We start from the raw sequence: 23,346 nt of genomic DNA, 5'->3' as shown, positions 1-23,346 counted from the left end.
GTCCTTTAATCGGCTAAGATTAAAGGAAACATGCAGTAGGGCCCAATCACTTCAGGGCCTTGAGACCTTCCTTGTAGGCTGCGACGCCTTCAGCATTAGCGCGGGTCAGCGGCAGCACAGGCACGTTCACCTTGGTCTCGATCTTCTTGCCGTCGAGCAGGTTCTGCGCCGCCTCGATTGCCTGCTTCCCGACCTCCAGCGGCTGCTGGGCCGTCGTTGCCTGCAGCACGTTGTCGGAGTTCAAGAGCATGTTGGCGAGCTGCTCGGAACCGTCGGTGCCGAAGACGAAGACCTTGCCCTCAAGGCCGGCCTTCTTCACCGCCTGTACCGCGCCGATCGTGCCGCCTTCGTTGGCGGCATAGATGACGCGGATATCGGGATTGGCCGTCAGCATGTCGCTTGCGACGGCGAGCGCCTTTTCAGCAAGCCAGGCGTCCTGCTGGGCGACGATGTCCACCTGGTCCTTGACGACGCTCAGAAACCCGTCGACGCGGGCATTCGACTGTTCCGGAAGCAGCGCCTTGAAGGCGAGCGTACCGATCTTGACCTTCCCGCCGTTGTCGAGCGTCTTTAGGAAATCGGTCGCAGCCTTCCCGGTGCCGATGCCGATATCGCGGTCCGAACTCGTCACTGTCGCCTGGGCGACGTCGCCATTGGCCGACGTGCCGTAGGTGACGACCGTGATGCCAGCGTCACGCGCCTTCTTCAGCGCCGGTACCGAGGCGTCGGCCGAAAGCGGCGCCACGACGATCGAGTTCACGCCGCGGGCGATATAGGTATCGATCAGCTGCGCCTCTTTTTCGAGCTTGCTGTCGCTGTTGCCGGCCAGAAGCTCGTCGCCGGCGGCTTCCGCCGCCTTCTCCATGCCGATCTGGATGCCGCGGAAATACTGGTCCTGCTGAAAGACGATGCCGGCGATGGCCTTGCCGCCGGCAAAGGCTGCGCCCGGCGCAAAGCTGACGGTGGCAAGCAGCGCTGCCAGCGCCAGGATATGGCGTTTCGAATTGTTCATGCTGGTTCTCCTCCCAAGTGCCCTGTTCGTGCCGCCGGACCAACGGGCGAGTGGATCCGGCAAACGGATGCCGTCACCGCTCACGTCGTCAGCGGCTCAGGCGAAATCGTCTATGTGTTCATCGCAACGGCTGACCGCCGGGCGCGGCGTCGACGAAGCGGATGCCGAACTCCAGGTGGCGGCTCATCAGGTAGACGTAGGCGATGCGGTCACGGGCCCTGAGCGCCCGGATGATTTCCGCATGCGCCTCGTAGGTTGCCGCATGCACGGGACGCTCCGCCTTGCCGAGCCGCATGACCTCCTCGATCACCGAGCGCAACATGTGATAGGCGGCAAGCGTCGTGCGGTTGCCTGCGAGTTCGACGATCGCCGAATGAAATTGGTAGTCGCACTGCGCCGCTTCCTCGACGCTTTCGGCCTCGAGGATGCGCGCGTTGATCGCGTCCAGACGGTCGAAATCTGCATCGGTGGCCGTCAGGATGATGTGCTCGCCGACACCGGTCTCGATAATGCGCCGAAAGCCCTGCAGGTCGCGGAAGGAGTCCGGCGAAATACCGTTGTGGAAGGCGAAAAGCCGTCGGATCGCCTCGCCATGGCCGCCACTGATGACGGCACCAACCTTCGGCCGCGTCTCGACCATGCCATAGGCGCGCAGCACCTGCAGGGCCTCGCGCACGGTATTGCGGCCGGCCTGGAACTGCTCGCCGAGATCACGTTCGGTTGGCAACGCATCGCCGATGCCGAGACCGCGCTCGGAAATCATGTCGCGGATCTGCTCGACCAATCGATCGACTGCCGAGGTCTTGCCCGGCTCGACAGGCTCTACACCCGACAAAGCGTCTTCCCGTACAGAACTGCTCACCGCTCATCCTCCCTGCGATGATCTATTTGCTGGTCCAGATTTCATTCTCAGTCAAGCGTAAACTCTCAACTTTCACATAAATCTGCCGTTCTTCGCCCAAAATCGCGCTCTGCAGGCTTGAATTGTTGGACCAATCGGACATTATTGACGGACGTGGTCCAACAATAGCCACCCAAAGTGGGCAGGAGTTCTGCATGAAACTGATGGAAGAGTGCTTTCGCTGGTATGGGCCTGACGATCCGGTGCCGCTCGGCCACATCCGGCAAGCGGGTGCGACGGGGATCGTCTCGGCGCTGCATCACATCTATGACGGCTCACCCTGGCCGGATGAGGCCATTCTTGCGCAAAAGGCGCTGATCGAAGCGGCCGGCATGCGCTGGAGCGTCGTCGAGAGCATTCCAGTTCACAATTCGATCAAGCTCGCGACCACCGATAGCGGCCGCTACATCGGCTGGTACAAGGACACGCTCCGTGCTTTGGCACGAGCGGGCATAACCACCGTCTGCTACAATTTCATGCCTGTGGTCGACTGGACGCGGACCGAACTGATGCAGCCCTTGCCGAGCGGTGGCTACGCGCTGCGCTTCGACGCCATCGACTTTGCCGCTTACGACCTCTTCGTGCTGAGGCGACCGCATGTCGAGGAAAGCTACTCCGAACGGCAGATCTTCGTTGCACGCCAACGCCTGGCGGAGATGGAGCAGACCAAGATCGACAGGATCGAGCGCAATCTCATTGCCGGCCTACCGGCAACGGAGCGCCAGTTCAACCGGACGAGCTTTCTAGCAGCACTTGCCGAATATGACGGCGTGACGGCGGACCATCTGCATGCCAACCTGGCGCGCTTCCTCAGGGAGATCGTGCCGGTCGCAGAAGAGGTCGGTATCCGGCTCTGCATCCATCCCGATGACCCGGCGTTTTCGCTCTATGGCCTGCCGCGCATCGTTTCCACCGCGGCCGATGTCAGACGTATTCTCGCCGCTGTCGACAGCCCGGCCAACGGCATCACCTTCTGCACCGGGTCCTACGGCACGCGCGCCGACAACGACCTGCCGGCCATGGTTCGTGAATTCGGCCCGCGCATCCACTTTGCCCACCTGCGCAACGTCCAGCGGGAGGAGGACGGCTCCTTCTACGAGGCGGACCATCTCGGCGGATCGAGTGACATGCCGGCGGTAATCTTCGCGCTGATGCAGGAGCAGGAGCGCCGCGTTCGGGAAGGTCGCGCCGACTGGCAGATTCCGCTTCGGCCCGACCACGGCCACCTACTCGCCGACGATATCGGCAAGGACCGGATCAATCCCGGCTACTCGCTGATTGGCCGGCTGAAGGGTCTCGCGGAAATCAGAGGCGTCATGCAGGGCATCGTCACCGCCATGGCGCAAAAGGCTTGAGGGGAAAGAAATGACAGGTTTTAAAGACGACACCGAACTGTTTGCCGCCATGCGCAGCCGGTTGTTCACGGCCGTGGTCGGCGATATTCTCGATACGATGGGCCTGCAGCACCAGTTTCTGCCGCCAAGTATCCGGGCCCTGCGCGACGACATGGTTGCTATCGGGCGGGCAATGCCGGTGCTGGAAGCGGATTTCTTCGCCACCACCGAGACGAACGGTCATTCGGAATTCAGCACAAAACCCTTCGGCCTGATGTTTCACGCGCTCGACAGCCTGAAACCAAACGAGATCTATGTCTGCTCCGGCTCTTCGCCGCGCTACGCGGTCTGGGGCGAGCTGATGTCGACACGCGCCATGAAGCTCAAGGCAGCCGGCGCGATCTGCGACGGCTATTGCCGCGACAGCGCCGGCATTCTTGCTCTCGATTTCCCGACCTTCTGTTACGGCTCCTACGCGCAGGACCAGGGACCGCGCGGGAAGGTCGTCGACTACGGCATCCCGATCGAGATCGGCGGCATCCGCATCCGGCCCGGCGACATTCTCTTCGGCGACCGCGACGGCGTGCTCATCATCCCGCGCGAGGCGGAAGTGGAAGCGATCGCGCTTGCTTTCGAAAAGGCCGAAACCGAAAATAAGGTGCGCCTCGCGATCGAGGCCGGCATGAGCACCGTCGAGGCTTTCGAGCGCTTCGGCGTCATGTGATGCGTGTAAGGCGCCGGGAGAACCGGCGCCCTACTTCAGCCGGCTCAAATCCACGGGGCGATTGTTGATGATCGCCTCCATCGAGAAGAAGCCGGTGACGGTCGCCAGATCGAAGTTGGTGATGAGTTTCTGATAGAAGGCGTCGTAGCCGCGCATGCCCCGGGTCACCACCTTGATCAGGTAGTCCCAATCCCCCCCGATGCGATAGAAGTCGATCACCTCCGGCAATCGCTCGACATGCTGCCGGAAGCCGTCGCTCCATTCCTTGGAATGATGGCGGGTGCGGATCATCACGAACACGGTCAGATCCAGCCCGAGCGCGCTGAGATCGATGTCCGCATGCGAGCCCCGGATCAGGCCGAGCGCCTGCAGGCGCTGCAGGCGTCGCCAGCAGGCGTTTTGCGACAGACCGACCTTCTCGGCCAGATCCCGTTGCGACAGCGACGAATCTTTTTGCAATGCGGCAAGAATGTTCAGATCGAAAGCATCGATTTTGAACGAAGATTCGATCATATGACACAATCCATTGGCAAAACTGCAGAAAAGAGGTGAACTTTTCGACCCTGGACCGGATTACAATTGCTGTCAATGTCCGCTCCGAGGAGTCAGCGAGATGATCGTGCCTGCCGTCCACCAGCCCTGCGAGGCTTTTTCCCCGCTCGCCCGGTTCCGTCAGGCCCTGAACCGACCGGGCCTCGTCGCCGACCTGCGCGACGATCTCGTTGGTGCAAAGGCGCAGATCGCCGGTCCCTACGGCATGAAGGCACTGGTCTATGCCGACTATGTTGCCTCCGGCCGCGCGCTGCGCATCATCGAAAATTTCGTGCTCGACGAAGTCCTGCCCTATTACGCCAACAGCCACACCGAAGCCTCCTATTGCGGGGGCTTCATGACCCGGATGCGCCGGGAAGCCCGCGCGCTGATCGGCGAATTCTGCGGCGCGACTGCCGACCATGCCGTGATCTTCACCGGTTCCGGCGCGACCTCAGGCATCAACCGGCTGGTCGCGCTTTTCGGCGTCACCGAGGCCGTCGCTGCCGGCAAAAACGTCCGCGTCGTCATCGGCCCCTACGAGCATCACTCCAACATTCTGCCCTGGCGCGAGAGCGGCGCGCAGATCGTCGAGATCGCCGAATGCCCGGCGGGCGGTCCGGACCTTGTCCAACTTGCCGCAGCGCTCGGCGCCGGGTCGCCAGATCTGACGGTCTGCGCCCTCTCTGCCGGTTCGAACATCACCGGCATCACCAGCGACGTCGCGGCCATCACCCGTATGGTCAAGGCCGCCGGCGCAAAGATGATCTGGGACTATGCCGGTGCCGGCCCCTATGTTCCGATTGCGATGTCGCCGGAGGCCGGCGCCGACATCGATGCCATCGTCGTCTCGCCACACAAGTTCATCGGCGGCCCGGGGGCCTCCGGCATCCTGATCGTCCGTCGCGGCAGCGTCATGACCGACAAGCCGACCTGGCCAGGCGGCGGCACGGTCAAGTTCGTCTCGCCGGACACCCACGACTACAGCGGCAATCTCGAAGCCCGCGAAGAGGCGGGAACGCCGAACGTCGTCGGTGACATCCGCGCGGCCCTTGCCTTCATCGTCAAGCATGCGATCGGCCTTGAAGAGATGACAAAGCGTAACCGGGCGCTGACAGAGCGGGCGTTTGCCGCGTGGAAGGCGATACCGCAACTGGAGCTGCTCGGCCTTCAGGAGCCGGACCGCCTGCCGATCTTTTCGTTCCGCATCAGCAACGGCAAGGGTGGCTATGTCCACCAGCAGCTGGTCACCCGCATGCTCAGCGACCGCTTCGGCATCCAGGCGCGCGGCGGCTGCGCCTGCGCCGGGCCTTACGTTCATCGCCTGCTGTCGATCGACACGGAGCACTCCGAACAGATCCGCCAGGCTATCCTCGCCGGCGAGGAAATCGAGAAGCCGGGCTTCACGCGCCTGAATTTCAGCGTCCTTCTCTCCGACGAGAAAGTGACGTTCATCCTCGATTGCGTCGCGCAACTGGCGGCGGACGCGCCGGTTTATGAAGCCGACTACGATTTCGACTCGACCCGCGCGATCTTCTTTCCGTGCACGACGGCTGACGAGGCCCGCGCCTATGCATAAGCCCGATGTGACCGGCTTTTACGATGCCCGCACCGGCAGCATCCAGTATGTCGTCGCCGACCCGGCGACGGGCAAATGCGCGATCATCGACCCAGTGCTGGATTTCGACGAGAAATCGGGCTCGACCGCCACGAAAAACGCCGACGCGATCCTCGCGCATATTGCCGCCAAGGGGCTGACGGTTGAGTGGATCCTCGACACCCATCCCCATGCCGATCATTTCTCAGCAGCGCGTTATCTCAAGGAAAAGACCGGTGCGCCGACTGGTATCGGCGAGCATGTGAAGGGCGTGCAGCGGATCTGGAAGGCGATCTACAACTGGCCGGATTTTGCCTGCGACGGCTCGCAGTGGGACCGGCTGTTTGTCGATGGCGAGACCTTCCGGATCGGCGAACTCAAGGCTCGCGTCCTGCATTCACCTGGACATACGCTCGCCTCGATCAGCTATGTGATCGGTGACGCAGCCTTCATTCACGACACGCTGTTCATGCCCGACAGCGGCTCTGCCCGTGCCGATTTTCCGGGCGGCAGCGCTGCCGACCTTTGGCGCTCGATCCAGGCGATCCTGGCACTGCCCGACGACACACGCCTGTTCACCGGTCACGATTATTGCGCCGGCGGCCGCGAGGCGCGCTGGGAAAGCACGGTCGCGGAGCAGAGGGCCAAAAACCCGCATGTTTCCGGCAAGTCCGAGGCCGATTTCGTCAGCCTGCGCGAAGCCCGCGACCGGGCCCTGCCGATGCCGAAGCTCATTCTGCATGCGCTGCAGGTGAATGTTCGTGGCGGTGAGCTTCCTGCTGCCGAAGACAACGGTCGACGCTATCTGAAGATACCGCTCGACGCCCTTCCCGGTTCGGTCTGGGGATAGCGGCGCCATGGCGGATCCCTTCCAGCAGATGTTGCTCGCGATCGGCTCCGGATCACTGACCGGCTTCACGCTCGGGCTGATCGGCGGTGGCGGCTCGATTCTCGCGACGCCGCTGTTGATCTATGTCGTCGGTATCCGCGACGTGCATACGGCGCTCGGTACCGGTGCGCTTGCCGTTTCGGCCAATGCCTATATGAACCTGATCAGTCATGCGCTTCGCGGCCATCTCTGGTGGCGCTGCGCCCTGATCTTCACGGTCGCCGGTTCGCTTGGCGCCTATCTCGGCTCCAGCCTCGGCAAGCTGGTCGACGGACAGCGGCTGCTGTTCCTGTTCGGGCTCGTAATGATGTTCGTCAGCTTCGCCATGCGGAAGGTAAAATGCGATACGGCAGCTACGCCGCAGTCGCTCTCGATCCGGACACATGGCAAGACCGGATTGACGGCGCTTCTCACCGGCACCTGTTCCGGTTTCTTCGGCATTGGCGGCGGCTTCCTGATCGTTCCAGGGTTGCTGCTTGCGACCGGCATGCCGCTCATCAATGCGGTCGGCACATCGCTTCTGGCCGTTGGCACCTTCGGTCTGACGACGGCGATCAACTACGCATCGTCGGGATTGGTGGATTGGCAGATCGCTGGCTACTTCATCTTGGGCGGCATAGCCGGCGGGATCATCGGCACCATCGTCTCCACCCGGCTTTCGACCCAGCGCGATACCCTGACGCAGATTTTCCGTGGCATCATCTTTTCCGTCAGCCTCTATGTTCTCTGGCGCAGCTACGGAGCGCCGTGATCCGGCATGGCCTGTCCTTAGCCGGCGGCGCTTGACCGGAAACCACGCCCGGATGCTATTGCTGGCATGCTTGGGATTCTCTCGCCGCGATCAGCGGTGAGACCTTAATCGTCGCGACACCGGAGAAGCCATCTATGTTCGACCTGATCATACGCAGCGCCAACCTTCCGGACGGACGCCAGGGCGTCGACGTCGGCGTCAGGGGCGGAAAGATCTCCGCGATCGAAAAGACCCTTGCCGCAACATCAGGCGAAGAGATCGACGCCACCGGCCGGCTACTCAGTCCGCCCTTCTGCGACCCGCATTTCCACATGGATGCGACGCTCTCGCTCGGCCTGCCGCGGATGAACGTCTCGGGCACGCTGCTCGAAGGCATTGCGCTCTGGGGCGAGCTGCGCCCGTCCTTGACCAAGGAGGCGCTGATCGAGCGGGCGCTGCGCTATTGCGATCTCGCCGTCAGCCAGGGGCTTCTTGCCATCCGCAGCCATGTGGACACCTCCGATCCTCGGCTCGTTACCGCCGAGGCGCTGCTGGAGGTCAAGGAGAAGGTCGCGCCCTATATCGACCTGCAGCTCGTCGCCTTCCCGCAGGACGGCTATTTTCGCGCGCCTGATGGAGTGGCGTCACTGAACCGCGCCCTCGACATGGGCGTCGGTATCGTCGGCGGCATTCCCCACTTCGAGCGCACGATGGCGGACGGCACACGTTCGGTGGAAGCGCTCTGCCGGATCGCCGCCGAGCGCGGCCTGCCGGTCGACATGCATTGCGACGAGACCGACGATCCGCTGTCGCGCCACATCGAAACGCTGGCGGCCGAGACCGTGCGCTTCGGGCTTCAGGGACGCGTCGCCGGGTCGCACCTGACCTCGATGCACTCGATGGACAACTACTACGTTTCCAAGCTCATTCCGCTGATGGCGGAGGCCAGGATCAACGTGATCCCCAATCCGCTGATCAACATCATGCTGCAGGGGCGTCACGACACCTATCCGAAGCGGCGCGGCATGACGCGGGTCAAGGAATTGATGGCTGCAGGGCTCAACGTCTCCTTCGGGCACGACTGCGTCATGGATCCCTGGTACTCGATGGGATCGGGCGACATGCTGGAAGTCGCACACATGGCCGTGCATGTGACACAGATGGGCGGCATCGAGGACAAGAGGAAGATCTTCGACGCGATCACCGTGAACTCCGCCAAGACCATGGGGCTTGAAGGTTACGGGCTGGATATCGGCTGCAAGGCCGATCTTGTCCTCTTGCAGGCGGCCGACATCAACGAGGCCCTGCGGCTGAAGCCGAACCGGCTGTTCGTGATCAAGGCGGGCAAGATCATCGCCAGGACGGCACCGCGCATCGGCGAACTTTTTCTCGACGGCCGTCCGGCATCGATCGACATCGGGCTGGATTACATCCCGCAGACGGGGGGTAGTTGAGCCGAGAGGCCGCGACTTCAATCCTCGAAATCGCCAAAGACGTTCTGCAATCGGGTCAATTGGGCGACACGCTCGCCAACATCGTCCCCAAGCACGACGATGATGTTGCTCAGAAGCAGGTCCATGACAGCGACCGTCGTCGCCGCCCCATCCCAGAGCGGACCGTGCGAGCCGGGCACGACAAGGCAGATGTCGGAAACCTCGGGCGCCCAGGGGCAGAACTCGTCGGTGTAAAGGATCACCTTGACGCCGGCGCGGCGGGCTTCCTCGGCCAAGGGCCGCGCCTTGGCGGCGAAACGGCGGACATCGTGCAGGAACAGGACCCGGCCTTCGACCGAACCGTCGAGCAGCTCGGCATAGGTGCCGTTGAGGCCGTCGACGAACTGGACGCGGGGCCTAGTGTAGGACAGCTGGCTGGCGAAATATTGGGCGATGCCGCGAACGTTCTGATAGGCCGCGACGTAGACTTCGCTTGCAGAGATCAGCGCATCGATCGTCTGCTGCCATTCAGGCGCGGTCGTCAACTCGTAGATCATGCCGAGATTGTCGACCTGCTGCTGGATCAGGCCGGCGAGCAGCTTGCCTTCGCGGTTATCCTCCCGCAGCCGGCCGACCGACCCCTTGACCTGCCAGGCGGGATTGTTGGAGCCATCACGCCTGAGCTCATGCTTCAGCTGGTCGAGGCCATCGAAGCCTAAGCGTCGGAGATAGCGCCCGACGGTCATCGGCGAGACTTCGAGCCGAGTCGCGATCGAGCGCGCCGTCTCGAACGGGATTTCGGCGAGATTGCGCTCGATGTAGTTGGCGATGAGCTTGTCCGACTTCGAGCGTCTCATCTCGTCGCTGCGCAGCAGCTTCAGGATGCGCGGTGCCACGTCCCCTCCCATTCCACAGCGCCACCCGTCTTGTCAGACGGGCAAAGGTCGCCGGAGCACTTTGAATTGCTGCATGTTTATCCTCAGCCAGGGTTTAAGGAAACATGCTGTGCTCCTGAAGCGGATGCCGGGTAACGAACCGCCGCATCCGCTCCTGTCGTCCCGTCGCATCCGTGTTTATTGCGCCGTCTTCACCTTCGTCCACACCCGATCGAGCTGGCGCACGCCGGGGCCGAGGTCTTCGAAAATCTGCAGTTTCTGCATGGTTTCCGGCGGCGGGTTGATTTCCTTGCTATTCTTGATCTGCTCGGGGGTCAATTGCCGCGCTGGCACGTTGGCCGTGCCGTTCGTCTGCTGCTCGATGTTGAGCGCCGCCACTTCCGGGCGGGTATAGAACTGCAGGAACTTGATGGCGTTGTCCCTGTTTGGGGCCGACTTCAGCACGCAGATATCCTCCTGGTACATCGTCGCGCCTTCCTCGGGTATCACGTAGCCAAGATCCTTCGGATTGGCGAAGACATCGACCATCGAGCCGACGAAGAAGTGACCGGCCGCAACATCACCAGCAGCAACCATCGGGCGGGTGTCATAGGTAAAGGCGGCAACGTCGGGCTTCATCGCGATGATCGTGTCGGCCGCCTGCTGCAGTTCCGCCGGATCGGTCGAATTGACCTTGTGGCCATTGAGGATGAGGCCGACCGAGAGCACTTCACGCATGTCGTCGAGCAGCGTGAACTTCAGCCCTTTGGCCTTCACCGTTTCGATCAGGTCGCGCCAGCCGGTCACGTCCTTGCCGAGCAGCTTGCGGTTATAGAGGATGCCGACCGAGCCGAAGGCGTAGGGCAGGCAATATTCGCCCTTCGGGTCGCTCTTGGCCCGCAGGAAGGTCGGGTCGATGTTCTTGAAGCCCTCGTAGCTGCTGATATCGGTCTTCTCGAGCAGGTCGAGCTTGGCCATGATGTCCTGCATGTGCACCGACGGGAAGACGATATCATAGCCGGTGGCACCGCCCTGGATCTTCGCCAGCATCTCCTCGTTCGAGGAATAGGTCGAGAGATTGACCTTGATCTGGGTCTCTTCCTCGAACTTCTTCAGAACCGCCGGGTTGATGTATTCGCCCCAGTTGTAGATGTTGAGCTCGGCCGCCGAGGCCGTGCCGAAAAGAGCGATCAGCGTCGCCAAAGAGAGTGCCACGGTGCGCGCACGGGTCGCGAAAGCTCTCCTGCTTCGGCGCGTTACCCCGTTTGTCATTGTCATCGATATTCTCCTCTGATGGTCTGCGGCCGGATGGCCCTCAACGGCCTTGCCGGCCGCTTCCGGATCACGGCTTCTGGTGGCCGTTGACTCCGATAGGCAAATGGTATCCATATATCCAAAACGCACAAGCGTTATTTGCATAACATTTTGGGGAACAGAAGTATGCAGAATTCCATCGTCCGGCTGGTGGAGGCGAGCAAGGCCTTCACCACTCCGGAAGGCGGCATCGTGACCGCTCTCGACCGCATCGATCTTAACGTCCGCCGCAACGAATTCCTGACCTTGCTCGGGCCTTCCGGCTGCGGCAAGACCACGCTTCTTCAGGCGATCAGCGGTTTCGTCGAGCTCGACGGCGGCTCTATCCTGATCGACGGCGAGGACATGACCGACCGGCCGCCCTATCGCCGCCCTGTCAACACTGTCTTCCAGAACTACGCGCTGTTTCCGCATATGACGGTCGGCGAGAACGTCGCCTATTCGCTGGAGGTTGCGGGCGTCGCCAAGCCGGAGCGGCGTGAAAAGGTCGCCGCCGCCCTGAAGATGGTCGGGCTCGAGGGCATGGAAGCGCGCCGGCCGCGCCAGCTTTCGGGCGGCCAGCAACAGCGCGTGGCGCTGGCACGCGCCATCATCGCCCGGCCGAAGCTCTTGCTGCTCGACGAGCCGCTGTCGGCGCTCGACAAGAACCTGCGCCAGGCGATGCAGATCGAGCTGAAGACGCTGCAGAACGAGCTTGGCATCTCCTTCATCTTCGTCACCCACGACCAGCAGGAAGCGCTGACGATGTCGGATCGCGTCGCGGTTCTGTCCGGTGGACGCATCCAGCAGCTCGACACCCCGCGCGCCATCTACGACCATCCGGTCAACACCTTCGTCGCCACCTTCATCGGCGCCAGCAATCTCTTCGAGGGCAGGCTCGACGGCGACCGGCTGATGACGGCGGATGGCATGGCGATCCGCCACCAGCCTTGCGACAGGAGAATTTTGACACAGGCGACGGCGCTGATCCGGCCGGAACAGTTCTTTCTCGCCGAAGACAACGCTCCCTTCCCGACGATCGACATCGATCTCGACCAGATCGTCTTCGTCGGCTCCACCTTCGAACTGTTCGGCCGCACCGCCGAGGGCCGCAAGGTCGTGGCCGAGGTTCCGGCCAACCGCCGCAGCCTCATCGGCACGGTCGAACAGACCCGCAAGGCCCGGCTTGCCTATGATCCGGCCGCCGTACACCTGATCGGTACGACCACGGGAGCCGCGTAAGATGACCATCGCCAGTCGCCGCCGCTTCCAGCTCGCACTTCTGCTCGGGCCCGTCTCGGCCTTTCTCGCCGTCTTCTTCCTCGGTCCGCTCGCGATCATGGTCGTGACCAGCTTTCTCGCGCCTGGCCTTTATGGCGGCGTGGAGTGGACCTTCTACCCGCATAATTTCGGGCGCATCCTCGGTTTTGCCGATCCGATGTTCGAGGAGTACGACCCGATCTATATCGCGATCTTCCTGCGCTCGGTCGAGATCGCCGCCCTGACGGTGTTGGCGACCCTTCTCGTCTGCTATCCCGCCGCCTTCTGCATCGCCCGGCTTTCGGAGCGCTCTAAGAATTTCTGCCTGTTCCTGATCACGCTACCCTTCTTCACCAGCCTGATCGTCCGGCTCTTCGTCTGGGTGCTGATCCTGCGCCAGACCGGCCTCGTCAACGAGGTGCTCCTTTCGTCAGGACTGACCGAACGACCGCTCGACCTGATCTACACCAAGGGCGCAATCATCCTGGGCATGACCTATGTGTTCATTCCGTTCATGTTCATGCCCGTCTATGCCAGCGTCGAGAAACTCGACTGGACGCTGGTGCGCGCCTCGCTCGATCTCGGCGCCGGGCCAATACGCACCTTCTGGCGCATCATCCTGCCGCTCACGGCTCCCGGCATCGCCGGTGGTGCCGTCATCGTCTTCATCCCGGCGCTCGGCAATTTTGTCGTGCCGGCGGTCCTTGGCGGCGCCAAGGTGATGATGTTCGGCAACCTGATCGAGCAGCAGTTCCTCGCCGCCCGCAACTGGCCCTTCGGCGCAGCATTGGCGATGATGGTGATGAGCGTCATGCTGATCATGATGGTCGCCCATGTGGTTCTTTCCGGACGGCGCAGCGCTGCCGCCGCAGCGCTGGCACGGTGAGGTGACCCATGAAAATCGCTCGATCGCTCTTTACCGGCGGCTTGCTTGCCTACACCGGCCTGTTCTTCGCCTTCATCTACATCCCGCTCGCCGTCATCGCCGTCTATTCGTTCAACGCCAATCCGGTGAACATGATGACCTGGACCGGCTTCACCACCGAGTGGTACGCCCAGGTTCTCGGCTTCAAGACCAAGGTGTCCGAAAGCGCGCTCTACATCGAATCAACAGGACAGTTGTTGCAGGCGGTGTGGAACAGCCTCGTCATCGCCGCCTCGACGACGGCGATTGCGACCGTCTTCGGCACGGCGATCGCGATTGCCCTCTACCGTTTCGAGTTCGTCGGCCAGCGTTTCTACCGCGTGGTGATGTTCATGCCGATGTTGATGCCGGATATCGTACTCGGCATTGCGCTTCTGATCTTCTTCGTCAATTCCGGCATCAGGCTGGGGCTGACGACGATCATCATCGGCCAGTGCACCTTCCTGATCTCCTATGTCTTCATCGTCGTTTCGGCCCGCCTTGCCGGTATGGATAGGACGTTGGAACACGCGTCGGCCGATCTCGGCGCCAACGAATGGATGACCTTTCGCCGGGTGGTGCTGCCGCAGCTCTTTCCGGCGATCGTCGGCGGCGCGCTGCTCGCCTTCATCATCTCGATGGACGATCTCGTCATCACCTATTTCATCGCCGGCGTCGACGTCACCACGCTGCCGATGTTCATCTTCTCGATGCTTCGGCGCGGCATCAAACCGGAGATCAACGCGATTGCCGTGATGATGCTCTCCTTCTCCTTCGTCGTCGCCTCGCTCGGCCTCTATCTTCGCTCCCGGCAGAAATGATCATGAACGACAAAACCTCTATACCTTCCACCGCCCGCGCCCGCGATATCGGCCTGCCCTTTTCAGGTCGCACCGGCCGTTTCAACGCCATCACCGATGTCGAAGGCATCGCCGTCGGCTTCCGCACGATCGAGGAAGAGACCCCTCGCCCCGGCCGCAAACGCCTTGTCCGCACCGGCGTCACCGCCATATTGCCACACTCCGGTTCGGAAACGCCGGTCCCTGTCTATGCCGGCGTGCACCGCTTCAACGGCAATGGCGAGATGACCGGCACCCACTGGATCGAAGACGGCGGCTTCTTCCTCGGGCCCGTGATGATCACCAACACCCACGCCGTCGGCATGACGCATCATGCCACCATCCAATGGATGCTGGAGCGCTACCGGTCGACCTACGATACGGATGATTTCCTCTGGCTGATGCCGGTGGTCGCCGAGACCTATGACGGCGTGCTGAACGACATCAACGGCCAGCCGATCACCGAAACGGACGTGCGCGCGGCACTCGACAGTGCAACTTCAGGCCCGGTGCAGGAGGGCAACTGCGGCGGCGGCACCGGCATGATCGCCTATGGTTTCAAGGGTGGCACCGGCACGGCCTCGCGCGTCGTCGAGTTCGGCGGCCGCGACTATACGATCGGCGCGCTGGTGCAAGCCAATCACGGACAGCGCGACTGGCTGACGATCCGCGGGGTTCCGGTCGGCGAACACATGCGCGACAGCACGCCGCAAAGCCAGATGCAGGAGCGTGGCTCGATCATCGTCGTGATCGCCACCGACCTGCCGATGGCGCCGCATCAGCTGAAGCGACTGGCGCGGCGGGCGGCGATCGGCATCGGCCGCAACGGCACGCCCGGCGGCAACAATTCCGGCGATATCTTCCTTGCCTTCTCCACCGCCAACACCCAGCCGATGGCGCACAAGGCGCCACCACGTCTCTCGCTCGAAATCGTCAACGACGAACTGCTCGATCCGGTCTATCTCGCGACCGTCGACAGCGTCGAAGAGGCGGTGGTCAATGCGATGATCGCGGCCGAGGATTCCGGCGGCACGGTTCACGACCGCTTCAAGATCCAGGCGATCCGGCACGAGCCGCTGATGGAAGTGATGCGGGCTTACGGCCGGTAACCGTGCAGTCACGGCGACCAAACCAACCGCTCCTGGGGGGGCGGTTAGCCGGCTCCGGACGAGCCCACGCGCGCCCGGCGCCAGTCGCTTGGCGCCTCTCCGACACGCAGGCGGAAGAAACGCGAGAAATAGGCGGCGTCGGCAAAGCCGATCTCATAGGCAATGTCCTCGAGCGGCCGCACGGTGAAGAGCAGCAGGCGCTTGGCCTCCAGCAGGCGCCGCTCGTTGATCAGTTCCTTGACCGGCATGCCGAAGGCATCCTTGGCCGCCTTGACCAGCAGATGCGGCGTGGTCGCCAGTGCATCGGTATATTGACCGACGCTCCAGTTTTCGCGGAACCGCGCATCGATCAGCCGACGCAATTCCATCGCCAGTATCGTCTGCGACGGCTGGGCCGGTGACGGCACGGCGGACGCCAGGCGGGCGATCTGGGTAAGCACGGCGGCGACCAGCGAGGCGAGCATCTGTTGGATGCCGGCCGCACCGACCGCATATTCGTCGGCGACGATGTCGAGCAGTTCGGCAAGGCGACGCCAGTTCCGATCGTCGCCATCACCACGGATCATCGTCGGCCTATCGAGCGTCAGCGTCGTGTTCTCCCGGATCGAGAGCAGCGCACCATCGGCAACCGAGACGACGACCGCGTCGCTTATCTCCGGATCGACGGAAAATCCGTGCACGATGCCGCTCGGCACGAAGCTGACGGCCGGTGCGGAAAAGTCCAACGGCTTGTCATCGATAAAATAGGTGCCGCGACCGCTCAGCCAGTAGGTGATCTGCCCCATCTGGTCGTGTTTGTGCGCCTTCACCTGCCCTTGATGCAGATTTCGCCGCGCCATGACCGTCTCGACATGGAAGAAGCCCGGTTCGAGCTGCTGCTCCGGTTCACCGTAAACGAAGAAACTGGGAATGGCCTCGGTCATGCGCCACCGAAAAAAGTGCAAGTCATTTTGCCATTCTGTCCATGGCGGCGGACGATTTCAACGCCTAGCCTTGACGAAACTCAAGGAGGAGACAATGAGAGCAGAGGATTTCCGCGCCGACAGGACACGGCCCTTCACCGGAGCCGAGTATCTGGAAAGCCTGCGCGACGGCCGTGAGGTCTATATGAACGGCGAGCGGATCAAGGACGTGACCAGCCACCCGGCGATGCGCAACTCCGCCCGGTCGCTCGCCAGGCTCTATGACGCGCTGCACGACCCCAAGAAGAAGGACATTCTCACGTCGCCGACCGACACCGGCTCCGGCGGCTACACCCACAAGTATTTCCGCGTCGCCCGCTCCCCCGCCGATCTTGCAGCCCAGCAGGGCGCGATCGCCGAGTGGGCGCGCATGTCCTATGGCTGGATGGGCCGCACCGCCGACTACAAGGCGGCGCTGATGAACACGCTCGGCGCCAATGCCAACTGGTACGGCCCCTTCAAGGACAATGCGCTTGCCTGGCACAAAAGAGCCCAGGAAGCCGCCCTCTTCATGAACCATGCGATCGTCAACCCGCCGATCGACCGGCACAAGCCGGCGGATGCCGTCAAGGACGTCTTCGTTCACATCACCAAGGAAACGGATGCCGGCCTCTACGTGTCCGGCGCCAAGGTGGTTGCCACCTCCTCGGCACTGACGCACTATAATTTCCTGGCGCAGGGCTCGGCGACGGTGACGGAGGATCCCTCGCTGTCCGTCATGTTCATCGTTCCGATGAACGCGCCCGGCATCAAGATGTTCTGCCGGGTCTCCTACGAGCAGACCGCCAACACGGTCGGCCATCCCTTCGACTATCCGCTGTCGTCGCGCTTCGACGAGAACGACGCGATCCTGGTGCTCGACAATGTCTTCGTGCCCTGGGAAGACGTACTTGTCCTGCGCGATGCCGCCAAGATCCTCTCCTTCCACCCGGCCTCAGGCTTCATGCACGGCTATTGCTTCCAGGGCTGCACCCGTTTTGCGGTGAAGCTCGATTTCCTGGCGGGGCTGCTTGCCAAGGCGCTACGTGCCACCGGCGGCGACGCCTTCCGCGGCAATCAGGCAGCGCTCGGCGAGGTCATCGCCCTCCGCCACATGTTCTGGAGTTTTTCCAACGCCATGGCGCACAACCCCATTCCCTGGGCCGACGGCGCCGTGCTTCCCAATCTCGAAGCTGCCCTTTCTTACCGCACCTTCATGTCGGAGGCCTATCCGCGCGTCGTCGAGACGATCCGCAAGGTCGTCGCTTCCGGGTTGATCTATCTGCCCTCGTCGGCGCGCGACTTCGGCAATCCCGAGATCGATCGTTACCTGGCGCAATATGTGCGTGGCTCGAACGACATGGGCCACATCGAGCGCATCAAGATCATGAAGCTCCTTTGGGATGCGACCGGCACGGAGTTCGGCGGACGGCATGCGCTCTATGAGCTCAACTACGCCGGCGCGCCCGAAGAGGTGCGGCTGCAGGTGCTGAAAGGCGCCGAACGCGGCGGGCGTCTCAAGGAGATGGAAGCGCTCGTCGACCAGTGCATGGCCGACTACGACGAGAACGGCTGGACCGGCGACACGTGGCTACCGCCGCTCGACGACACGGCCGCCCTGCGCAACGCCGCCGAGTGAGGCCCGCTATGGAACCGCTCGTCTCAAAAACGGAGTTTCGCAACGCCATGGCGCGGGTCTGCGCGCCGGTCAACGTCATCACGACCAACGGACCCGCCGGGCGCGGCGGTTTCACCGCCACCGCCATGTGTTCCGTGACCGACGAGCCGCCGACCCTGCTCGTCTGCATGAACCGCAACTCCACCCAATGCGGCCTGTTCATCGAGAACCGACGCTTCTGCGTCAACGTGCTCAGCCACGACCACCGGGACCTCGCCGGCCATTTCGCCGGTGCCACCCAGGACATGGCGGCGCGTTACGCGGCCGCCGACTGGGTGGAGATGCAATCGGGCAGTTTCGCCGTCAAGGATGCGATCGTTTCGCTCGACTGCGAACTCGCCGAAGCGCGGCTTCTGGGAACGCACCATATCCTGATCGGCCGGGTCGTCGGCATCCGTTCGCGAAGCGACGGCAACGCTCTGCTCTACTTCGACCGCAACTATGTGCATGTGCCGACGCAGCTCGGAAGTTTCGGCGGCTAGATATAGGCGGGGTCTCGCCCGCCTATACGAACACGGCCCATTGACGAAGGTTTCGCCACAGAGCCGACGCAATCCACATCCACGTGCTGTCCAGTGCCTTTTGTTTTTTTCGTAAAGCGCTCTATTTGCTTGGCGCGCAATGAGAGAGGAAAACGGAATGGTGGTTGCTGAGCGGGGCGGGCGGCCGACGACGGCAGACATGCAAGGCAGGGAATTCGATCGCCTCCTGGCACTCGGACACCTCGACATTCTCGACACGCCAAGGGATGACGGCCTTGACCGCGTCGTGCGGCTGATACGGCAGGTCTTCGCCATCGACATCGGCATCGTCTCTTTGGTCGACGCGCACCGCCAATGGTACAAGGCCTGCTCCGGGCTCTCGTTCGAGGAGGTTCCTCGTGAGGACACGTTCTGCCGATATGTCATCACTTCCGAGGAACCCCTTATCGTCAACGATGCCACGAAAGACCCGCGATTTTCGCGGCACCCGGCCGTCACGGGCGCGGAACACATTCGGTTCTACGCTGGCGTTCCGCTTAAGACGAAGGATGGGCACACGGTCGGAACCGTGTGTGCGATTGATCGTGCGCCGAGACACTTTGCTGACACAGATCTCGCGATCCTGAGCGAATTGGCGGGCGTGGCGATGGACCGGATCGATCTGCTCCGCTCTGCCGCAACGGATGGGCTCACCGGTGCGCTAACGCGGCGTGCTTTCCGCGACGAGGCAGACAAGTTGATCTCGCTCGCCGTGCGGCACCAGCATGATCTCTCCTGCATCGTGCTCGACGTCGACCATTTCAAACGGGTCAACGACACGCACGGCCACGCGGCGGGAGACGAAGTCCTGAAGGCTGTAGCGACCATCTGCCAAGTCAACCTCCGGGCAAGTGACCTGTTCGGGCGGCTCGGCGGCGAAGAATTCGCGATCATGCTGCCGCATGTCGACGCGAAAGGCGCGCTGGCTGCGGCAGAAAAGCTGCGGGCAGCGATCGCCGCGCAAACAATCCATGGTGACTTCGGCCAACTCGCGGTGACTGCGAGCTTCGGCACCGCGGCGCTTTCACCCAAGAGCAGGGATATCGGCACTTTGCTCGCTCAGGCGGACGCGGCGATGTATCTCGCCAAGGCTGCCGGCAGAAACCGCTGCGTTGATTGGTGTAGCCTCGACGCCGGCTATCAGACGGGGCCTCGTGAGCGTGTCCTGAAGGCCGGCACCATTCTTTATGGCGACCGTCACTCAAGGATCGATTGCACGATCAGGTCCCTTGGGGCCGATGGTGCAGCGGTCACGGTTTCAAACTCGTCGGGTATTCCGCCGGAACTCGTGCTGATCGTTGCCGGCGACGGACTCGAAACCAAATGCCGCGTGGTGGCCCGGGACCGGCAAAACCTCGAACTCGCCTTCGGATAGAGAACAGGCTGCCCTCCTTGCGGCCACCGGCGACGGCGTCGCTTTCCCCAGCAGCCGCAATGGGCTTTGCGGGCAACGATGGACCACCCGGCCGGCGCCGAACCGGACGAGCTGTTCACCCGGCTCTGCAGCGACGCTGCTTTGCCTCCCTTGAGGTCAGACCTTGGGGTCAGAGCTGGATCCAGGCGGTCTTCAGGTCGGTATATTTGTCGAGCGCGTGCAGCGACTTGTCGTGGCCGTTGCCGGACTGCCTGACACCGCCAAGCGGCACCGTGTTGTCGGCGCCGCCATAGGTGTTGACGTGCACGACGCCGGCGCGAATGCCGCGCACCATCCGGTGCGCCCGTGACAGGTTCGCGGTCCAGACGGCCGACGCCAGTCCGTAGTCCGTTGCATTGGCGATCCGGAGAGCATCTGCCTCGTCGTCGAAGGGGATGACCGCCAGCACCGGTCCGAAGACCTCTTCCTTCGCCAGCTTCATATCCGGTTGAACATCGAAGACGGTCGGCTGCATGTAACAGCCGCCGGTTTCAGCAAGGATACGCTTGCCGCCCCAGCGCAGGCGCGCGCCTTCGCTCTCGGCGTCGCGAACGAAATCGAGGTTCTTTTGGAGCTGGGCCTCGCTCGAAATAGCGCCCGCCTCGGTCGCAAGCAGCAGCGGATCGCCGACCTTCATCGACGCCGCGATCGCCGCCACTTTCTCGGCAAAGGTCTCATGGATGGAGCGCTCGACCAGCAGCCTTGAACCGGCGACGCAGACCTGGCCGGAATTGCGGAAGATGCCGTAGGCGGAGATGCGCGCCGCCTGATCGAGATCCGGTGCATCGGCAAAGACGACGTTCGGCGACTTGCCGCCGAGTTCGAGATAGACGCGCTTCAGGTTCGAGCGCGCAGAGTACTCGAGCAGTCGGCGGCCGACGCCGCCCGAACCGGTGAAGGCAAGGACATCGATATCGCCATGCAGGCCGATCGCTTCTCCAGTCGTGACGCCTCGGCCGGTGACGACGTTCAAGACGCCCTCCGGCAGGCCGGCCTCGGCACAGATTTCGGCGAGCCGCAGCAGGCTGAGCGAGGCGCCTTCGGCAGGCTTGAGCACGACCGAGTTTCCAGCGGCGAGCGCCGGCGCGATCTTCCAGGCGCCGATCATCAGCGGGAAATTCCAGGGAACGATCGCCGCGACCACACCGATCGGCTCGCGGTGCACGAGGCCAAGGATGTTTTCGGCGGTCGGCGCGATCTCGCCATAAACCTTGTCGAGTGCCTCGGCATAGTAGCGGAAGGTGCCGGCCGCGCTGCCCGGCTCGGCCTTCAGCGCCATCGAAATTTCGGTGCCATTGTCGCGCACGCCCAGAACGGCCAGCTCCAACGCCTGCGCTTCGATGATTTCGGCAATGCGCGTCAGCACCTTCTTGCGGGCCGCCGGTGCGGCTTTCGACCAGCTTCCCTTTTCGAAGGCGGCGCGGGCGGCACGGACGGCCGCATCGACATCGCTGGCTACCGCGTCGGCAATCGTCGTCAGATGCTTCCCGTCGATCGGTGAGACGACAGCGAGGGATTGGCCGGACAGACTTTCCTGCCAGCGGCCGCCGATGAACAGCTTCTGCCCCGCGACGGGGAGGTTTCGCAATTGATCGATCTTGTCCTGCATGATGTCCGGTCCTGGTTGACTTATAGAGACGGCGGCGAGCCCGCCATCCCTGGCTTCTAGAAGATTATGCCGTTCCGGACGGAAATCCGTTTCGCGAATTCTCTGGAACGGCAAGCCTGCGATCAGATTTCCTGGCCGGCACCGAGGCGGGCGAACTCGATCGGATTGCCCGATTTCAACGACGCCGCCAATACGAGACCGATGAGGCCGAAAATCACGACCAGACCGGGCAGGATTACGGCGAGAATACCGGTGGCGCCGGCGAGATCGCCGAAATTGACCGCAATCGCGATGATGACGGCAACGAGGATCAGGCCGGTGACGACGGGAATGACCTTGGTCACCAGCGGGTTCCGTTCAAGCCCGGTATTGCGGTTGAAGAAGGCGACGATGGCAAAGGCGGTAAACGCCATCAGCGTCATGACCGCAAGCGTGCCGACATTGGTCAGCCACGAAAACAGCGCCAGCACCGGGTCCTGACCCGTTGCCGCAAACAGCGCCACGACGAGAACGGCAATGACCGTCTGGATCAGCGAGCCGACATGCGGGCTGTGGTAGAGCGGATGGGTGACGCCAATCGAGGCCGGCAGCAGCCGCTCGCGGCCAGCGACGTAGAGGTAACGGGCGACGCCGTTGTGGAACGCCAGTACGCCGGCAAACAGGCTGGTGACGAAGAGCACGTTCATCAGCGGCGGCAGCCAACCGCCGGCATAACGCTCGGCAAGGCCGAAGAGGAATGTGGTCGGATCGGCAAGGCCCTGCAGTTCCGGCACCAGCTTGTCGGCACCGGCGGCGTTCACCATCAGCCAGGAGGTGAACATGTAGAAGACGCCGATGATCAGCACGGAGATATAGGTTGCACGCGGCACCGTCCGTGCCGGATCGCGGGCCTCTTCGCTGTAGATCGTCGTCGCCTCGAAGCCGATGAAGGCGGCAAAGCAGAAGAGAATGCCGATCGACGGCGAGCCGGAAAGAACGGCCGAAGGCGTGAACGACGTCATCGTCAGCCCGCTGTCGCCGCCCTTGGCGAGGATTGCGACGTCGATGACGAGCACGACGAGATATTCGAGGATGACGAGAACGGTCAGCACCTTGGCCGAGAGGTCGACGCGGCGATAGCCGAGCACGCCGACGGCGGCAATGCCGATGAAGGTCCAGACCCACCAGGGCAGATCAATTCCTAAGCCGGCGAAAAGCCCGGCCGTCGCCGCACCGAACAGGCCGAAGACGCCGATCTGCATGGCGTTGTAGGCAAGGATCGCGATCATTGCGGCCGCACCGCCCATCAGTCCGCCGAGACCCTGGGCCGTATAGGCATAAAAGGCGCCGGCATTGCGGATGTGCCGCGCCATGGCGACGTAGCCGATGGAAAACAGCAGCAGGATCAATGTGACGAGCAGGAAGGTGCCGGGAATACCGGCGCCGTTGCCAAGCATCATCGACAGCGGAACGCCGCCGGCGACCGCCGTCAGCGGCGCGGCGGCGGAAACGACGAGAAAGGTGACTGCACCGACGCCAAGGGCGTTCTTGCGCAATTGGTTCGCCCCGGTCGCGGGCGAGGATGGATTGGTCATGGTCTTCTAGCTCCCCTTGCTGGCGCTAAGGCCTTTTCGCCTCCGGTCCTTCTCTCCGGCGGCAGCTCCCAGAAGCGGACTTGAGGCGCGGGGATTTGTTTTTGTCTTGGCCGCGCAAGTCTTTCGGTTCAATATATGAACCTTAGCTTCAAATATAGACTTGCAAAAAGCGTTCGGC

21 protein-coding genes are annotated in these 23,346 nt (G+C 62.7%); 13 read left to right on the top strand and 8 right to left on the bottom strand.

Going from position 1 to position 23,346, the window contains the following annotated elements; all coding sequences use genetic code 11:
• Positions 1–46 precede the first annotated feature (46 nt).
• Both BBX50_RS18080 and BBX50_RS18075 read right to left on the bottom strand, forming a co-directional pair.
• On the bottom strand, positions 47–1,012 hold the full coding sequence (locus tag BBX50_RS18080) for a substrate-binding domain-containing protein (protein ID WP_065776698.1): 966 nt from the start codon (positions 1,010–1,012) through the stop codon (positions 47–49).
• Positions 1,013–1,130: 118 nt separating this feature from the next.
• Complete coding sequence (locus BBX50_RS18075) at positions 1,131–1,874, bottom strand: FadR/GntR family transcriptional regulator (protein ID WP_083213727.1); 744 nt, start codon at positions 1,872–1,874, stop codon at positions 1,131–1,133.
• A gap of 203 nt (positions 1,875–2,077) precedes the next feature.
• On the opposite strand from BBX50_RS18075, the gene uxuA reads away from it, so the two are divergent.
• Both uxuA and BBX50_RS18065 read left to right on the top strand, forming a co-directional pair.
• Complete coding sequence (gene uxuA / locus BBX50_RS18070) at positions 2,078–3,268, top strand: mannonate dehydratase (RefSeq protein WP_065776735.1); 1,191 nt, start codon at positions 2,078–2,080, stop codon at positions 3,266–3,268.
• A gap of 10 nt (positions 3,269–3,278) precedes the next feature.
• Positions 3,279–3,971 (top strand): RraA family protein, encoded by a 693-nt coding sequence (locus tag BBX50_RS18065; protein ID WP_065776696.1) that lies wholly within the window; start codon positions 3,279–3,281, stop codon positions 3,969–3,971.
• 30 nt (positions 3,972–4,001) lie between these two features.
• Here the strand turns inward: BBX50_RS18065 and BBX50_RS18060 are convergent, their stop codons facing one another.
• Positions 4,002–4,484 (bottom strand): Lrp/AsnC family transcriptional regulator, encoded by a 483-nt coding sequence (locus BBX50_RS18060; protein WP_065776695.1) that lies wholly within the window; start codon positions 4,482–4,484, stop codon positions 4,002–4,004.
• A 100-nt stretch (positions 4,485–4,584) separates the two neighbouring features.
• Here BBX50_RS18060 and BBX50_RS18055 point away from each other — a divergent pair, with 100 nt between their 5' ends.
• From BBX50_RS18055 to BBX50_RS18040, 4 genes are all read left to right on the top strand, one after another.
• Positions 4,585–6,081 carry an aminotransferase class V-fold PLP-dependent enzyme gene (locus BBX50_RS18055; RefSeq protein WP_083213726.1) on the top strand — a complete coding sequence of 499 codons (1,497 nt, stop codon included), beginning with the start codon at positions 4,585–4,587 and terminating at the stop codon, positions 6,079–6,081.
• Positions 6,074–6,949: an MBL fold metallo-hydrolase gene (locus tag BBX50_RS18050; protein ID WP_065776694.1), complete on the top strand. Its 876-nt coding sequence runs from the start codon at positions 6,074–6,076 to the stop codon at positions 6,947–6,949. The genes BBX50_RS18055 and BBX50_RS18050 overlap by 8 nt, the downstream gene beginning before the upstream one ends.
• 7 nt (positions 6,950–6,956) lie before the next feature.
• On the top strand, positions 6,957–7,739 hold the full coding sequence (locus BBX50_RS18045) for a sulfite exporter TauE/SafE family protein (RefSeq protein WP_065776693.1): 783 nt from the start codon (positions 6,957–6,959) through the stop codon (positions 7,737–7,739).
• 134 nt (positions 7,740–7,873) lie between these two features.
• A complete protein-coding gene (locus BBX50_RS18040; protein WP_065776692.1) occupies positions 7,874–9,172 on the top strand; it encodes an amidohydrolase family protein in 1,299 nt (432 codons plus the stop codon).
• Between the two features lie 17 nt (positions 9,173–9,189).
• Here the strand turns inward: BBX50_RS18040 and BBX50_RS18035 are convergent, their stop codons facing one another.
• A complete protein-coding gene (locus BBX50_RS18035; RefSeq protein ID WP_065776691.1) occupies positions 9,190–10,047 on the bottom strand; it encodes a MurR/RpiR family transcriptional regulator in 858 nt (285 codons plus the stop codon).
• A gap of 177 nt (positions 10,048–10,224) precedes the next feature.
• Positions 10,225–11,298: a spermidine/putrescine ABC transporter substrate-binding protein gene (locus tag BBX50_RS18030; protein ID WP_201723496.1), complete on the bottom strand. Its 1,074-nt coding sequence runs from the start codon at positions 11,296–11,298 to the stop codon at positions 10,225–10,227.
• A gap of 168 nt (positions 11,299–11,466) precedes the next feature.
• Here BBX50_RS18030 and BBX50_RS18025 point away from each other — a divergent pair, with 168 nt between their 5' ends.
• From BBX50_RS18025 to BBX50_RS18010, 4 genes are read left to right on the top strand one after another with little or no spacing between them, the layout of a single operon-like run.
• Positions 11,467–12,561: an ABC transporter ATP-binding protein gene (locus BBX50_RS18025; RefSeq protein WP_065776689.1), complete on the top strand. Its 1,095-nt coding sequence runs from the start codon at positions 11,467–11,469 to the stop codon at positions 12,559–12,561.
• A 1-nt stretch (position 12,562) separates the two neighbouring features.
• Complete coding sequence (locus tag BBX50_RS18020; RefSeq protein WP_065776688.1) at positions 12,563–13,465, top strand: ABC transporter permease; 903 nt, start codon at positions 12,563–12,565, stop codon at positions 13,463–13,465.
• 8 nt (positions 13,466–13,473) lie between these two features.
• The gene (locus BBX50_RS18015; RefSeq protein ID WP_065776687.1) at positions 13,474–14,304 is read left to right on the top strand and encodes an ABC transporter permease; all 831 of its coding nucleotides are present in this window, start codon (positions 13,474–13,476) and stop codon (positions 14,302–14,304) included.
• Positions 14,305–14,306: 2 nt separating this feature from the next.
• Positions 14,307–15,431, top strand: coding sequence for a P1 family peptidase (locus BBX50_RS18010; protein WP_065776686.1), 1,125 nt, complete (start codon positions 14,307–14,309; stop codon positions 15,429–15,431).
• A gap of 44 nt (positions 15,432–15,475) precedes the next feature.
• Here BBX50_RS18010 and BBX50_RS18005 read toward each other — a convergent pair whose 3' ends face one another.
• Entirely contained in the window at positions 15,476–16,354 is an 879-nt protein-coding gene (locus BBX50_RS18005; protein WP_065776685.1) for a helix-turn-helix domain-containing protein, read from the bottom strand.
• Positions 16,355–16,448: 94 nt separating this feature from the next.
• Between BBX50_RS18005 and BBX50_RS18000 the strand changes: the two genes are divergently transcribed.
• From BBX50_RS18000 to BBX50_RS17990, 3 genes are all read left to right on the top strand, one after another.
• On the top strand, positions 16,449–18,011 hold the full coding sequence (locus BBX50_RS18000; protein ID WP_065776684.1) for a 4-hydroxyphenylacetate 3-hydroxylase N-terminal domain-containing protein: 1,563 nt from the start codon (positions 16,449–16,451) through the stop codon (positions 18,009–18,011).
• An 8-nt stretch (positions 18,012–18,019) separates the two neighbouring features.
• The gene (locus tag BBX50_RS17995) at positions 18,020–18,532 is read left to right on the top strand and encodes a flavin reductase (RefSeq protein WP_065776683.1); all 513 of its coding nucleotides are present in this window, start codon (positions 18,020–18,022) and stop codon (positions 18,530–18,532) included.
• Positions 18,533–18,689: 157 nt separating this feature from the next.
• Positions 18,690–19,946, top strand: a complete 1,257-nt coding sequence (locus BBX50_RS17990; protein ID WP_065776682.1) for a sensor domain-containing diguanylate cyclase — start codon at positions 18,690–18,692, stop codon at positions 19,944–19,946.
• Positions 19,947–20,115: 169 nt separating this feature from the next.
• Here BBX50_RS17990 and BBX50_RS17985 read toward each other — a convergent pair whose 3' ends face one another.
• Both BBX50_RS17985 and BBX50_RS17980 read right to left on the bottom strand, forming a co-directional pair.
• Complete coding sequence (locus BBX50_RS17985) at positions 20,116–21,594, bottom strand: aldehyde dehydrogenase (RefSeq protein ID WP_065776681.1); 1,479 nt, start codon at positions 21,592–21,594, stop codon at positions 20,116–20,118.
• Positions 21,595–21,716: 122 nt separating this feature from the next.
• On the bottom strand, positions 21,717–23,168 hold the full coding sequence (locus BBX50_RS17980) for an APC family permease (RefSeq protein ID WP_065776680.1): 1,452 nt from the start codon (positions 23,166–23,168) through the stop codon (positions 21,717–21,719).
• Positions 23,169–23,346 lie beyond the last annotated feature (178 nt).

Origin of the sequence: Ensifer sp. LC11 (assembly GCF_001695835.1) — a bacterium.
Lineage (GTDB): Bacteria > Pseudomonadota > Alphaproteobacteria > Rhizobiales > Rhizobiaceae > Ensifer.
This window is presented reverse-complemented; position numbering and strand designations above follow the sequence as displayed.